The 13,357-nt window shown below is 69.2% G+C and carries 8 protein-coding genes; 2 read left to right on the top strand and 6 right to left on the bottom strand.

Annotated features, from left to right (window positions below):
• Window position 1: 1 nt before the first annotated feature.
• Both AC56DV_RS17385 and AC56DV_RS17390 read right to left on the bottom strand, forming a co-directional pair.
• Entirely contained in the window at window positions 2-4,549 is a 4,548-nt protein-coding gene (locus AC56DV_RS17385) for a translocation/assembly module TamB domain-containing protein (protein ID WP_496315488.1), read from the bottom strand.
• Window positions 4,549-6,417: an autotransporter assembly complex protein TamA gene (locus tag AC56DV_RS17390; RefSeq protein ID WP_496315489.1), complete on the bottom strand. Its 1,869-nt coding sequence runs from the start codon at window positions 6,415-6,417 to the stop codon at window positions 4,549-4,551. The genes AC56DV_RS17385 and AC56DV_RS17390 overlap by 1 nt, the downstream gene beginning before the upstream one ends.
• Window positions 6,418-6,544: 127 nt before the next feature.
• Between AC56DV_RS17390 and queC the strand changes: the two genes are divergently transcribed.
• Window positions 6,545-7,258, top strand: coding sequence for a 7-cyano-7-deazaguanine synthase QueC (queC, locus tag AC56DV_RS17395; protein ID WP_496315490.1), 714 nt, complete (start codon window positions 6,545-6,547; stop codon window positions 7,256-7,258).
• Between the two features lie 32 nt (window positions 7,259-7,290).
• Here queC and AC56DV_RS17400 read toward each other — a convergent pair whose 3' ends face one another.
• Both AC56DV_RS17400 and AC56DV_RS17405 read right to left on the bottom strand, forming a co-directional pair.
• On the bottom strand, window positions 7,291-7,902 hold the full coding sequence (locus AC56DV_RS17400) for a PEP-CTERM sorting domain-containing protein (protein ID WP_496315491.1): 612 nt from the start codon (window positions 7,900-7,902) through the stop codon (window positions 7,291-7,293).
• A 15-nt stretch (window positions 7,903-7,917) separates the two neighbouring features.
• Window positions 7,918-8,073 carry a hypothetical protein gene (locus AC56DV_RS17405; protein WP_496315492.1) on the bottom strand — a complete coding sequence of 52 codons (156 nt, stop codon included), beginning with the start codon at window positions 8,071-8,073 and terminating at the stop codon, window positions 7,918-7,920.
• 108 nt (window positions 8,074-8,181) lie between these two features.
• Here AC56DV_RS17405 and AC56DV_RS17410 point away from each other — a divergent pair, with 108 nt between their 5' ends.
• Window positions 8,182-11,232: a CHASE domain-containing protein gene (locus AC56DV_RS17410; protein ID WP_496315493.1), complete on the top strand. Its 3,051-nt coding sequence runs from the start codon at window positions 8,182-8,184 to the stop codon at window positions 11,230-11,232.
• Window positions 11,233-11,261: 29 nt separating this feature from the next.
• On the opposite strand, the gene AC56DV_RS17415 is transcribed toward AC56DV_RS17410, so the two are convergent.
• Window positions 11,262-11,660, bottom strand: coding sequence for a hypothetical protein (locus AC56DV_RS17415; RefSeq protein WP_496315494.1), 399 nt, complete (start codon window positions 11,658-11,660; stop codon window positions 11,262-11,264).
• A gap of 571 nt (window positions 11,661-12,231) precedes the next feature.
• On the bottom strand, window positions 12,232-13,350 hold the full coding sequence (locus tag AC56DV_RS17420) for a porin (protein ID WP_496315495.1): 1,119 nt from the start codon (window positions 13,348-13,350) through the stop codon (window positions 12,232-12,234).
• Window positions 13,351-13,357: the final 7 nt, after the last annotated feature.

The following is a 13,357-nucleotide window of genomic DNA, read 5'->3' on the forward strand; positions in this document are numbered from 1 at the left end:
TTCAATCGAAGGCCCAGGTGTACAGCACGTCGAGCGCGTTGTTGGTGCCGGTCTGGAACTGCAGCGTGATGCGCGAATTGAGCTTGTAGCGCAGCTTCACCAGGCTGGTGGCGGTTCCCGCGCCCTGCTCGAAGCTGAGGTAGGCGCGCGACGAGAGCCGCTTGCCCACCGTGACCACGGTGTTCTCCAGGCCCTTGGCCTGCGAGCTGCCCGCCGCTTGCGTTACGCCCAGTTCGTCCAGTCCCAGCTTGCCGGCGATGCCGCCGCCGGTGCCGCCGAACAGCGCGCCGGCCGCAGTGCCGAGCAGCGCCATTTCGTTGCCGCCGGCGTCCGCGATGCCGTGTCCGAGCACCAGCCAGGATAGCTTGTCGCTGTCCGGCACGGACGGCGTGGACACCAGCTTGGCTTGCGGCGCCAGCGCGGTGCCGCGCACCTCCACGCCCGCCTCCACGTTGGTCTCGCTCAGCTGCTCGCCCTCGGGGCGCTTGCGCACGGCCAGGATGTTGAGGCCGGGGTTGTCGTAGGCGCCGGTGAAATTGAGCACGCCGCGCTCGATGCTGAGATTCTGGCCGTAGGCCTTGTAGGTGCCGTTGTCGACGCGGATGCTGCCGGTGACGCGCGGCGGCCGGCGGTCGGCAATGCGCAGGTGCACAACGCCGGTAAGGTCGGCGTCCAGGCCTTTGCCTTTCAGGTGGAAGTCCTTGCCGAGGTCCGCCTCCAGGTCCACGTTGAGCGGCATGGACTGCACGGCGGCCGCCTTGCCGGGCGGCTTGCCGCGTCCCAGCACCACCACGTCGTCGCTGATGGTGGGACTGTTCTCGGAACCGAGTTCGATGCGGGCGCGGTCGGCCCGCACTTTGCCGTCGAGCTGGAAGCGCTTCTGGTCGCGCACCAGCGTGGCCTGGCCGGTGACGGCCAGGGTGCGGTCGGGACGGGCCAGGACCAGCAGCTTGTCGGCCACCAGCTTGAGCTGCATGGTGGCTTCGGCGTTGGCCAGCTTGACCCAGCCGTCGGCCTGGGCGCGGCCCTGTTCGCCGTCGAAGGAGAGCTTTTGCAGGTTGAGCTGGTCGCCGGCCAGCCTGGCCTGCAGCTGGCCGTTGCGCAGCTTGATGCCTTGCTCGGCCCAGTTGACCAGCAGCTTGTCGCCCGTGATGTCCCCGTTCAGCACCGGGTCGGCGATGGTGCCGCTGCCGGCGGCCGATACTTTCAGGGCGCCGTCCAGTTCCAGGCCGAACACGCCGGACAGGGGCGCGAGCCAGGCAATGGACGGCATGTTGACGCTGCCCGTCATGGCCAGCGGGCTGCTGTTGGCGATGTGGCCGTTCTGCAGTTGCGCAGTGGCGTCGATGCGGGCCTGGCCGGCGCGGGCGCCGTCCAGGTTGAGCTGCGTGCGCAGGGCGCCGCCGGTGACGTCGGCGCGCAGCTCGAGCTGGCGCAGGCCGAGGGCGATCGGCTTGTCGCCGCTGGTGACGGTGATGTCGCCGGCTTCGCGGTAGATGCGCAGCATGCCTTCGATGTTGGCGATGGCGGGCGCCGCGCCGCGTGCCGGGGCGGCTGCGGGTGCGCTGGGAGCGGCCTGCAGGTCCAGCGCCCAGGCGGCGCCCAGCGTGAGGTCGCTCACCACGTTGTCGCGCCACAGTTCGGACAGTTGCGCCAGGTAGCTGACCGGCACGCCGGCGGCCGAGCCTTTGCTGCGCCAGCGCGGGCCGTTCTTGTCCAGCGTGTCGATGCGGATGCTGCCGTCCGGGAGCTTGATGACGGCGCTGGACAGCGACAGCTGCTCCGGTCTGGCCAGGCCGGCCGCGCCGCCGCCGGCCGCGCCGGCGATGCGCAGCGCGGCGGGGGCTTGCAGGGTGAAGGCGTAGCGGCCCTTGTTCTGCAGCGTGTCGATGGTGCCGGTCCAGACGCTGTCGCCGGCGATGCTGCCGCCCGCGCTGTTGCGGCCCCCCATGGCGCCGCCTCCGCTGCTGCCGCCGCGCACTTTGACCAGGGCGTCGAACTGCGGATTGCTGGCGCTGAGCTGCAGCACGTGCGCGGCGCGGGTGCCGGTGGACTGGAAGCGCGCCTTGTCGATGCTCAGGCCGGGCGAAACGTAGCCGGCCAGTTCCACTTCGCTGGTGAGCGGGTCGGCGCCGCCGAAGCCGGTGCCGATGCTGGCGCTGGCCTTGATGCTCTTGAGCTGGTGCGTGGTGAACAGGCGCAGGTTGGCGCCGTCCATGCTGAACGCGAGCGCGGGCTGCGCCATGGTGCCGGTGAGCGAGCCCGTGCCGCGCAGCACGCCGCCAAAGCCTGCGCCCAGGGTGTTCAGTTGCGGCGCGTCGACCTTCCAGTCCAGCCGGTCGCGCGCGCTGCCGAAGCCGCCCTTGGCTTGCAGGCTGTTGGCGCCCAGGCGCAGGTCGACGTCGGCGCTGTCGACGCGGGTGTGGTCGGCGCTCACCTTGGCGTAGCCGGACAGCGCTGCACCGGAGAGGGTGGACGGCTGCAGCTTCAGGTCGAGCGCGGCGCGCCAGTCGGCGGCCAGCCTGCCGCTGCCGCTGAAGTCCGCGTTGATGCTGCCCGCCGTATAAGGGCCGAATGAGGCCGGGTTGAAGCGCTGCGCGCTGCCGGACACTTTCAGTTCGCCGTGCTTGCCCGGCTTTCCTGGCGTGCCGGCCAGCCACACTTCACCCGCCGCGCGCAATACGCTGTCGGGCGCCGGGCGCTTGGCGGCGCCCAGGCCCTGGACCATGCCCAGGCCTTTGGCGTCCGCTTCGAAGGTGCTGCGCGGCGCGGCGTAAGTGCCGCTGGCCACGCCGTTGGCGGCCAATGCGCCCTGCAGGCCGCTGCCGACGGCGGACAGCTGGCGCGCATCCACGCGCCACAGCAGGCGCTCGCCCGGCGCGCCGAAGCCGCCGCGCAGGTCCAGCGTGTTCTGGCCCAGCGCCAGCTTGGCGTCCACGCCGCTCAGGCGCGCGGCGTCCGCCTGCAGCTTGCCGGCGCCGGACAGCGGCTGGCCCAGCAGGCGGCTGGCGGCCAGCTTGAAGTCGGCCGCCACTTGCCACGCGGGCAGCAGCTTGCCGCTGGCGTTGATTTCGCCGTTCAGGTCCGCCGCCGGCAGCGCGCCCAGCGCGGACGGGTCGAAGCGCGCCAGGCTGGCGTTGGCCTTGAAGGGTTGCTGGTCTTTCAGGCTGGCTTCGCCGCTGACGTTGATGCTGCCTTTGCCGGCGGTCAGGCGGGCCTGCTTGAGGCGCAGCAGGGCGTCGGCCAGCGTGGCTTGCGCTTCCAGGCGCAGCCCGGTCTGGGCCAGGTTGACCGTCAGCGTCTGGGTCTTGCCGGTGCTGCCCAATGCGATGTCGCCCGCGATCTTGGTGGCGTTGACGGCGCCGTGGATGGCGCGCAGGTCGAGGCGGTCGGTGTGCAGCTGGAAGGTGGCCGCGTCCACGCCGCCGTCCACCGCCACGCGCTGCACGCGGCCGCCGCCGGCGAACTTGCCGGCCGCGCCAAGGTCGATCAGCACCTGCTCGATGGTGGTGGCGGTGAGCGTGCCGCCCAATTGGCCGCTGACGGCGCGCAGCGGAATGCGGTGCTGGTCGAGCGGGCCGGATGGCCCCTGGTTCTGCACCGACAGCTTGCCGCTGACGGCCTGGTTGGGCGCGATCCTGGCTTGCAGGTTCACGCTCAGGTCGGCCTGCGGCCAGGCGGGGTTGAACAGCGCCGGATTGATGCCGCGCCCGTTGATGTCGGCCGCGCGCAGGATGATGGGATCGAACGGCGCCAAAGTCAGTTTCGCGTCGCCCACGGCATTGCTGGAAGCGCCTTGCGCTGCCAGTTCGATCAGCGCCAGGTTGCCGCCGGCGGTTATCGCGAGCTGGGCCGGCTTGGCGCCGGCGGGGATGCCGGTGGTTTGCGTCAGGCTGGCCTTGGCGTCGAGCTTGAAGGGGCGCTGGGCGCCGATGGCGCCGTCCAGGGCCACGCGGCCGATGGGCGTCATGGCGCCGGCTTGGCGCACGCGCCAGGTCCGGCTGTCGCCGTCGAGCTTGAGGCGGATGGCGCTGATGACGGTGCCCGCGCCGGCGGCGGTGTCGGTGGCGGCCAGCAAGGTCAGCTGGTCGAGGCGGGCGTCGGCCACGCTGAGGCGGAACGGCGGCGCCAGCGTGTCCGGCAGCTTGGCCGGCTCGGGCTTCAGCGTCTGCGACACGGCGCTGGCGATGTGCAGTTCGCTGATGGCGATGCCTTCGCTGAAGTACTGCAGCGGCGACCAGTCGATGGTGATGTCGTTCGCCGTCAGCACGCTTTCCGGCGTGCGGTGGACGATGCGGTCGATGTGCATGCGGCCGTACAGCGAGCCGCTGACGCCGGTGGCCACGATCTGGCCGCCGCTGGCGCTGGCCACGCGCTGCACGATCTGCTGCAGCGTGGACTCGCGGCCCAGCAGCCAGACCAGGCCTGCCAGCAGCACGAACAGCGCAGCCAGCGCGATCAGCGCGCGGCGCAGCCAGCGGCGGGGCGGCTTGGCGCCGCCGGGCGGCGTGCTTGCGCCGTCCTGGTTGGGAGCGGTAGTTTCAGCCATCAGAACGTGAATCCCAGTGAGAAGTGCAGCCGCGCCTTTTTGATGGCGTGGCCGTAGGCGGCATCGACGTTGATCGGGCCGACCGGGCTTTTCCAGCGCGCGCCCACGCCGTAGCCGGATTTCGGATGCAGGCCGGAGAAGGAATCGGAAGCGTTGCCGGCGTCGTAGAACACGGCGGCGCCCCAGGACGGCTTGAACCAGTACTGGTACTCGGCGCTGCCGGTGGCGAGGTAGCGCCCGCCCACGGTGGCGTCGCCCTGGCGCACGCCCAGTTCCTGGTAGGCGTAGCCGCGCACGGACTGGTCGCCGCCGGCGCGGAACTGGTAGATGGCGGGCACGCCGCCCTTCTGCTTGGACGCCAGCGCGCCCAGTTCGCCGCGCAGTATCACGGTGCTCTTCGTCCCGAAGGGGATGTACCACATGGCCTTGGTGCTGGCGCGGATGAAGGGCTCGTCGGTCAGCAGCGGCAGCAGGGCGCCGCCGACCTGCCAGTTCAGCACATGGCCCTTGGTGGGGAACAGCAGATTGTCCAGTTTCCTGCGCGTGACGGAGTAGGTCAGCGGCAGGCTGGTGCTGCGCACGTTGGGCTGGCCGGTCACGGTCTTTTGTTCGGTCAGCAGTTCCACGCCCAGGCTGCGCTCGAGCAGCGGCGTGCCCCAGGCGCGCTTGGCCGACACGGTGAACACGGTGGTTTCCTCGCCCTCGATGTCGCTGCGTTCGTAGGCGCCGCCGAAGCTGTCGCTGTAGCCGTCCGGCGTGACGGGGAAGTAGAAGTCGCCGCGCGCGGTCTGCTTCTTGGTTTCCAGCGTGAGCGCGCTTTTCATTTTCAGGCCGAAGATGGCCAGGTCGTCGTAGTTGAGCTGGATGCGGTTGCCGGTGTTGGTGCTGAAACCCAGGCCGGCGCTGACGTTGCGGCGCTTGTTCTCGACCACGCGCACCAGCAGCGGGAGGGGGGCCATTGGCGCCATCGTGGCCGGCGCCGCCTGCGGCGCAGCGGCGGCCGGCTGCCCGGCCTGCTCCGCCTGCTTCTGTTCCTCCTGCTTCTGCTCGGCCACTTCCAGCTGCTCGCCCAGGATGGCGCTCAGGTCCGCGCTCACTTCCACGCTGGCGAAGTAGCCGGTGTCCTGCAGGCGCGACTGGTAGGCTTGCAGCGCGGCCTCGCTGTAATAGTCGCCCGGCTTGATCTGGTTCAGGTTGGCCACGATGGAGGCCGGATAGCGCTTCAGGCCTTCGATGCGCAGTTCGCCGAAGCGCAGCTCCGGGCCGCTGTCGAGCACCACCCGCAGCGCGGCGGTGCGCAGGTCCGGATCGACCGTGGCCAGGCTGTCGCTGAGCTGGGCGCGCGGGTAGCGCGTCTGCACCACCTGGCGCAGCAGCGCGCGTTTGGCCTGCTCCCAGGCGTCCTGGCGGAAGATGTCGCCCTTGGGCAGCGGCCACGCCGCTTGCAGCGCGGCCTTGTCGAACGGCTCGTCGCTGCTGGTGGCAAAGCCCTGCAGCACGATCTCCACGCTGCCCACGCGCACCGGCTCGCCCGGCTGCACGTCCATCACCACGGTCGGCGTGCCGCCTTCGCCTTCGCGCAGGCCGTCGATGCGGGTGCTGACCACCGGCGAGTAGTAGCCGGCCGTGGCCAGCAGGGTTTTCGCCTGTTCGGGCGCGCTGCGCGCCATGCGCTGCAGCTGTTCGCGGTCGATGCGCGGATTGCCGCGGAAGCGCAGCAGGTCCAGGTTATCGGTCAGCAGCGCTTCCAGCTGGCCGGACGCGCCGTCCGCCACATTCACGCGCACGTTGTACTGCATGCCCTGCGCCAGCGCGGCGCAAGGCAGGGCACAAACCAGTAGTAGGGCGGCCCAGGCACGCTTGCCCATTGCTTTTGTGATGAGTTGTGCCAAAATTCGAGGTCCCGCCGGTTCTTTTGATAGGGAAAACTATTCAGCATGTTACCGGATAGTCCCGAAAGATGGCGTACTACTAAGATTTATTGAAGGCAACGAAATGATCAAGACAGATGCGGCGCTGGTGCTGTTCAGCGGCGGCCAGGACTCCACAACCTGCCTGGCGTGGGCGCTGGAGCGCTACAGCCGGGTGGAAACCATCGGCTTCGACTACGGCCAGCGCCACGCCATCGAACTCACGGTGCGGCCGCAGGTGCTGCAGGCGCTGCGCGCGCACAAGCCGGAGTGGGCGGCGCGCCTGGGCGAGGACCACATGGTGGACCTGTCGCTGATCTCGGCGCTGTCGCAGACTGCGATGACGGAGGATATCGAGATCGTGATGCAGGAAAACGGCTTGCCGAACACCTTCGTGCCGGGCCGTAACCTGATGTTCATGACGGTGGCCGCCACGCTGGCGTACCGGCGCGGCCTGAATGTGCTGGTGGGCGGCATGTGCGAGACCGATTTCTCCGGCTACCCGGACTGCCGCGACGACACCATGAAGGCGCTGCAGGTGGCGCTGAACCTGGGCATGGACACCCGCGTCAAACTGGAAACGCCGCTGATGTGGCTGGACAAGGCGCAGACCTGGACCCTGGCCGAGCAGCTGGGCGGGGCGCAGCTGGTGGACCTGATCCGCGAAGCCACGCACACCTGCTACCTGGGCCAGCGCGGCGCGCTGCACGACTGGGGCTACGGCTGCGGCACCTGCCCGGCCTGCGCGCTGCGCGCGCGCGGCTACCGCCAGTACGCGGCCGGCGCCGCCACGCTGTAGCACTGCGGCATGGCCGCAGCGCCCGCCGGCATTTACTTGCGCTTGCGGCGGCGCAGGGCCGCCAGGCCGGCCAGGCCCAGGCCGAACACGGCCAGCGTGCCCGGTTCCGGCACCGTGGCGGCGTTGATGGTGAGATTGTCGATCGCCAGCCACGGACCGTAGGTGCTGGAAATGCTGAACGAGCTCAGGCCGGTGAAACCGGTCAGCGCGTACTTGATGAAGTCGTTGCCGGTTTGCTTGGCCGAGTTGGCGGTCGCACCCAGGGTGAAGGTGCGGACTATGCTGCCGCCGCTGGCGAAGTTGCCTGTCAGCGTAGCGGACGTGAGGCCGCCAGCCCAGTCTTTCATGTCCACGCTTTGCACGGAAAACGCGGCGGCGCCGGTGCGGGTAAAGGTCATGCCGCTATAGCTCATCAGGTAATCGGTGCCGTTGTACGCGAGGCTGGAGCCGTCGCCGCCGGTGTAGCCGGTGCCCATGAAATAGGAGGTTTGCGATGAGCTGAACTGGAGCGTGCTGGCCAGTATGGCGCCGTTCGCGTAGCTGTAGTAGCCGTTGCTCTTGCCGTTGAAATCGATGACGGTGGCGCCGGCGTGGGCGGTGGCGGCGAGGATGGCGGCGGCGACGACGGACTTGAGCATGGACATAGGGGCTTTTAGTGATTATGGGAAATAATGCTTTTCATAGAGCAAGTGTTGTGCCAGGAAACTTTTATTGATTTTAATCAATGACTTGGGGCGCGCCGCCTGCCGTTTTCCGCCGGCAGTGTAAAGTTTTTCGACATGCACGCCATGCCTGGGGGCTTCCTCAAGCGGCATGTTTAATTGCCGTTAATCCACAACAAGGGCGTTGCGCGGGGCGGTCCCGTTAACGTACTATCAAACCACTGGTATTTTGTCCCACCGCTGTTTTCCCGCGCGAAAACCATGGACTCGACCGATTCCCGGCCCCAGCCCCGCCGGACGCTGCAGGACCTGCTGAGCCCGGCCGTTGCGGCAGGACTGGTGCTGGGCGTGTGCCTGGGCTCGACCTGGTGGCTGTGGCGCAACGCCAGCGCCGACGCGGCGCAGGAAATCCAGGCCGATTTCGACTTCCGCGTGCGCGAACTGGTCAACAGCATCGCGCAGCGCATGCAAACCTACGAGCAGGTGCTGTACGGCGTGCAGGGCCTGTACCTCAGTTCCGACTACGTCGACCGCGACGAGTTCCACCGCTACCTGAACAGCCAGCACCTGAACCAGCATTTCCCCGGCATCCAGGGCGTCGGCTATATGCGCCTGGTGGGCGGCGGGCAGCGCGAGGTGCACACGCAGTCCATCCGGCGCGACGGCTTCCCCGGCTACACGGTGCGTCCGGCCGGCGACCGGCCGCAGTACGCGCCCGTCATCTATATCGAGCCGTTCAGCGGCAGCAATCTGAAGGCCTTCGGTTTCGACCCGCTGTCCGAACCGGTGCGGCGCGCCGCGCTCGAGCGCGCGCGCGATTCCGGGCTGCCCGCCATGAGCGGCAAGGTCCGCCTGGTGCAGGAGGACCAGCGCGAGGGCGAGGAGCAGGCCGGCTTCCTGTTGGTGCTGCCGGTGTACCACAACGCGCAGCCGCAGCACACCATCGAGCAGCGCCGCGCCGCGCTGACGGGCTGGGTGTACGCGCCGTTCCGCATGGGCGACGTGATGGCCGGCCTGGGCGGCGAGCGCGCCGCCAAGCTGGACGTGGAGATCTACGACGGCGAGCAGCTGGGCGCGGCCAGCCGCATGTACGACAGCCGCCCCGGGCCGCCGCAGCCGGGCATGCGCCACACCATGCAGAAGATCAGCCTGGCCGGGCACCGCTGGACAGTGCGCATCAGTGGCGTGCCGGGCAGCGGCGTGGGCGCCGAGCGCGACGGCAAGGTGCAGCTGATCGGCGGCGCCGGCGTGGTGCTCAGCGGGGTGCTGGCGGCGCTGGCCTGGATGCTGGCGCGCAGCAGCCTGAAAGCGCGCCGCGCGCTGAGCCGCACGCGCCAGCTGGCCGACGAGCTGAAGGAGGGGCAGGCCAGCCTGCTGGCCATGGCCGACAGCGCCCAGCGCAGCCAGGCGGTGCTGCGCAGCATCCTCGACTCCACCGTGGACGGCATCCTGGTCGACAATTTCGACGGCGGCGTGCTCAATTCCAACCGCCGCTTCCGCGAACTGTGGAACGTGCCGGAGCACCTGGACTGGCAGCAGGACGGCGCCATCCTGCTGCAGCAGGTGGCCGAACAGCTGGCGCAGCCGGCCGTGTTCCTGGCGGCGGTGGCGCGCCGCCAGGGCGAGAACGAGGTGCAGCACGAGCTGCTGCACCTGCGCGACGGCCGCGTGATCGAGCAGTTTACGCGCGGGCTCAAGCTGGGCAGCACGCCGGCGCGGCTGTGGTCCTTCCGCGACATCACCGAGCGCACCCAGAGCGAGCGCCGCGAGCAGACTCGGCGCCAGGTACTGGAGCTGCTGGCCACCGGCGCGCCGCTGCAAACCATCCTCGACAGCGTGGTGCACGGCGTCGAGGACGGCCACCCGGAACTGCGCTGCGCCATCCTGCTGCTGGACGAGGAGGGGCGCCGCCTGCACGTGCGCGCCGCGCCCAGCCTGCCGCCCTTCCTGAGCGCGGCCATCGACGGCCAGCCGGTCGACCAGCCGAGCGGTTATTGCGGCCAGGCGGTGCAGCTGGGACGGCGCGTGATCGTGGCCGACATTGCCCAGGACGCGCCGTGGTCGCAATACCGCGACCTGGCGCGGCAGGCCGGCGTGCAAGCCTGCTGGACCGAGCCGATCCGCGCCGCCAACGGCGCCGTGCTGGGCACCTTCGTCATTTTCCACCGTGCCGCGCAGGCGCCCGGCGTGGCCCAGCTGGCGCTGATGGAACAGGCTTCGCGCCTGGCCGGCATCGCCATCGAGCAGGCCAAGGCGGCGGTGGCGCTGCGCGCCGGCGAGGCCCGCTTCCGCAGCCTGTACGACCACGCGCCGGTGGCGCTGTGGGAGCAGGACTGGTCGGCGGTGCGCGCCGCGCTGGCCGAGCTGGAGCAGTCCGGCGTGGACGACGTGCCGGCCTGGCTGCGCGCCAACCCCAGCCAGGTGGCGCGGCTGGCCGGCCTGGTGCGCATCATCGACGTCAACGCGGCCGCGCTGGCCCAGGTGGGCGCGCCGCCCGGCAGCAAGGACGCCGTCGCGCTGACCTTGGCGCAGAACTTCGACGCCGCCGCCATGCCGGCCTTCGCCCAGGCGCTGGGCGCGCTGGCCCAGGGCGCGCACCTGTTCGCCTGCGAGAGCAGTTTCAAGCGGCTGGACGGGGTGCAGCGCCAGAACGAGCTGACCCTGCTGGTGATGCCGGGCCACACGCACAGCCTGGACTTCGTCATCGTCTCCACGCTGGATATTACCGAGCGCAAGCGCATGAACGACGAGTTGCTGGTGCTGGCCACCACCGATTTCCTGACCGGTCTGCCGAACCGGCGCGAGTTCATGGCGCGCCTGGACGACGAGCAGGCGCGCCTGCAGCGCGACATCGGCGGGCAGGGCGCGGTGCTGATGCTGGACCTGGACCATTTCAAGCGCGTCAACGACGAATATGGCCACGCTGCCGGCGACGCCGTGCTGCGCCACCTGGCGGCGCTGATGCGCGACAGCCAGCGCAAGATCGACACGCTGGGGCGGGTGGGCGGCGAGGAGTTCGCGGTGCTGCTGCCGGGCGCCGACATGGCGGCGGCCACCGCCTTCGCCGAGCGGCTGCGCCAGCGCATCGCCGGCACGCCGCTGGAGGCGGAGGGGCGCATGCTGTCGGTCACGGTGAGCATCGGCATTGCCGCGCTGGATCCGGCCGACGCCAGCGGCGACGCGGCCCTGGTGCGGGCCGACAAGGCCCTGTACTGCGCCAAGCGGGGCGGGCGCAACCGGGTGGAGCGGGTCGGCCAGTGCGGGCCGGAGGAAGAAAAAAAGCGGCCGGAGGACTTGCCCCCGGCCGCTTGACCGCGATGACCCGGGCGCTGCGCCCGGCTTCAGATGGCCGCGTGCGGGTCCATGTCCTTCAGGCTGCTCTCGCGGACACGCGCTTTGCGGTTGCGCGACACGATGAACCAGATGATGGCGGCGGGTATCAGCACCGGCAGCATCAGCGGCGACATCACGGCCACCAGCACCACCGCCAGCATCAGCAGGCCGGCCACCATCAGCACGCCCAGGCCGGCGAACAGGAAGCCGAGGAACACCGCCACGCACACCATGACCACGGCGCCGATCAGCAGCCCCAGGCCGCCGAAAGTGATTCCCAGCAACACCCCCAGCGGGCCTTCGAATTCCTCGTCGCCCAGGTGGACCACCATGTCGCCGGTGTCCAGTGTGTTCCAGGCTGCAATGAAGAGCAGGGCGATAAGGGTGATGGCGAGCAGTTTTTTCATTTCAGGTTCCCCGTGGCTTGGTTAGTGCTGCGTGTGTGATACGTCGTTGGTATGGTGTAACTTTACGGCGCACGGGGGCGCCGGGCCACCGGATTGCGATGGAGCGCAGAATTCACGGGATCAGTGGCGGACGGCGGCGATAAGCTGCGATTTTCCCTTGCTTGCCGAAAAAAACGGCAGATCCGTCCTTGAAATAAAGATATCGTTGCCTATACTGAATACCTATCTTGCACATGGAGGGCAATATGGCTTGGCTAGAACTGAGCGAGGGTCAATCGATATCCTCGGGATTCGGCAGTGCAATGCGCCAGCGTAGCGCGACTGAGTGTTCGGGCGGACCCAAGGGGCCGCCGTCGGCGCCGCCTACCATTCCGCCGATCATCATCAATCCCTACACCTACCATATGCCGGAGCCGGCGATCGATCCGCGCCGCACCCCGCTGGGACCGCCGATCGCGCCGCCGCCCCGGCCTGCTATGTCGCTGCTGACTACCTAAGGGAAACAACCCACCAAATTAAGAGCCCGCATCATGCGGGCTTTGCCGTTTACAAGGGCAGCTTGCAAGGGCCGTCAGAACGCGTGCCGCATGCCGAAGGCGGCCCCCTTCAGCGTGGCCCCGGCGCTCACCGTCAGCGCGTTGATGGCGAAGTCATGCAGCGCGTTGGCGTCGTTGTCCAGCCGGGTGTAATAGGCGTACACGCTGCTGCGTTTGGACAGCGTGTAGTCGTAGCCCAGCGTGACGTGGCTGGCGCCGGTGTCCGGACCGCGCTTGATGTAGCCGATTTTCTGCGTGGAAGCGCCCTTGCCATCGCCGCTGCGCGCCAGCCCCAGGCGCAGGCCGTGCGGCCCGACCTGATGCGTAGCGGAAACATAATAGGCGGTCTGCTCCAGCTTGCCGGTGGCGGTCTGGTACTTGAGCTTTTCGGCAATGACGGCCAGGCGCGTCTCGCCCAGGCGGTGGGCGAAGCGGTAGGCGGCGGCCAGCTTGGTGCCGTCGTCGTCGCGGCCCTTGCCCTGGTAATCGTGGTGGCGCTCGTGCGCCAGCGCGGCATACCACGGCCCCTGCTCGTAGACGGCGGCCAGCGAGGTCAGCGATGGCTTGGCGCCGCCGGCCGGGCGTTCCTCGCCGATGCCGTGCGCGGTACGCAGCGTGAGGCCGTTCCAGCTGGGCGAATACCAGCTGATGCTGTTCTGCTGGCGGCGGTCGAAGGAGGACAGGTTGCCCACGTTGTCCACCGTGGAGCCGGCGCCGTTGCCGATGATGCTCATGTAGCCGGCCGTGGTGGGGTAGAACGGGTCCAGCCCTGAGGTGCTGTTGTTGTAGGGCGTGGTCCAGTGCCCCAGGAACAGCTGGCCGTAGCCGCCTTCCAGGCCGACGCGGGTGTCGCGCTGGGCGGGACTGCCTTCGCCGGTGTCGGGCGACAGCGTGCCTTCGATCTGGAAGATGGCCTTGCTGCCGCCGCCCAGGTCTTCGGTGCCCTTGAAGCCGAACACGGAGCGGTTGTTGACCAGGCGCGTGACGCTGAGCGCCTTGCCGGCGGCGGTGGCCGAGGTTTCCATATGTTCCATGGCCACGTTCAGGCGGCCGTAAACGGTGACGCTGCTCTGCGCGGCGGCGTGGCCCGGCGCCAGCGCCACGGCGCAGGCGCAGAGTGCTGCGGTGCGCTTCTTGCTCAGTTTCTTGCTCATATTGTTG

The sequence above is a fragment of the Massilia sp. BGA-UO-ETr-WB1 genome (assembly GCF_059567845.1).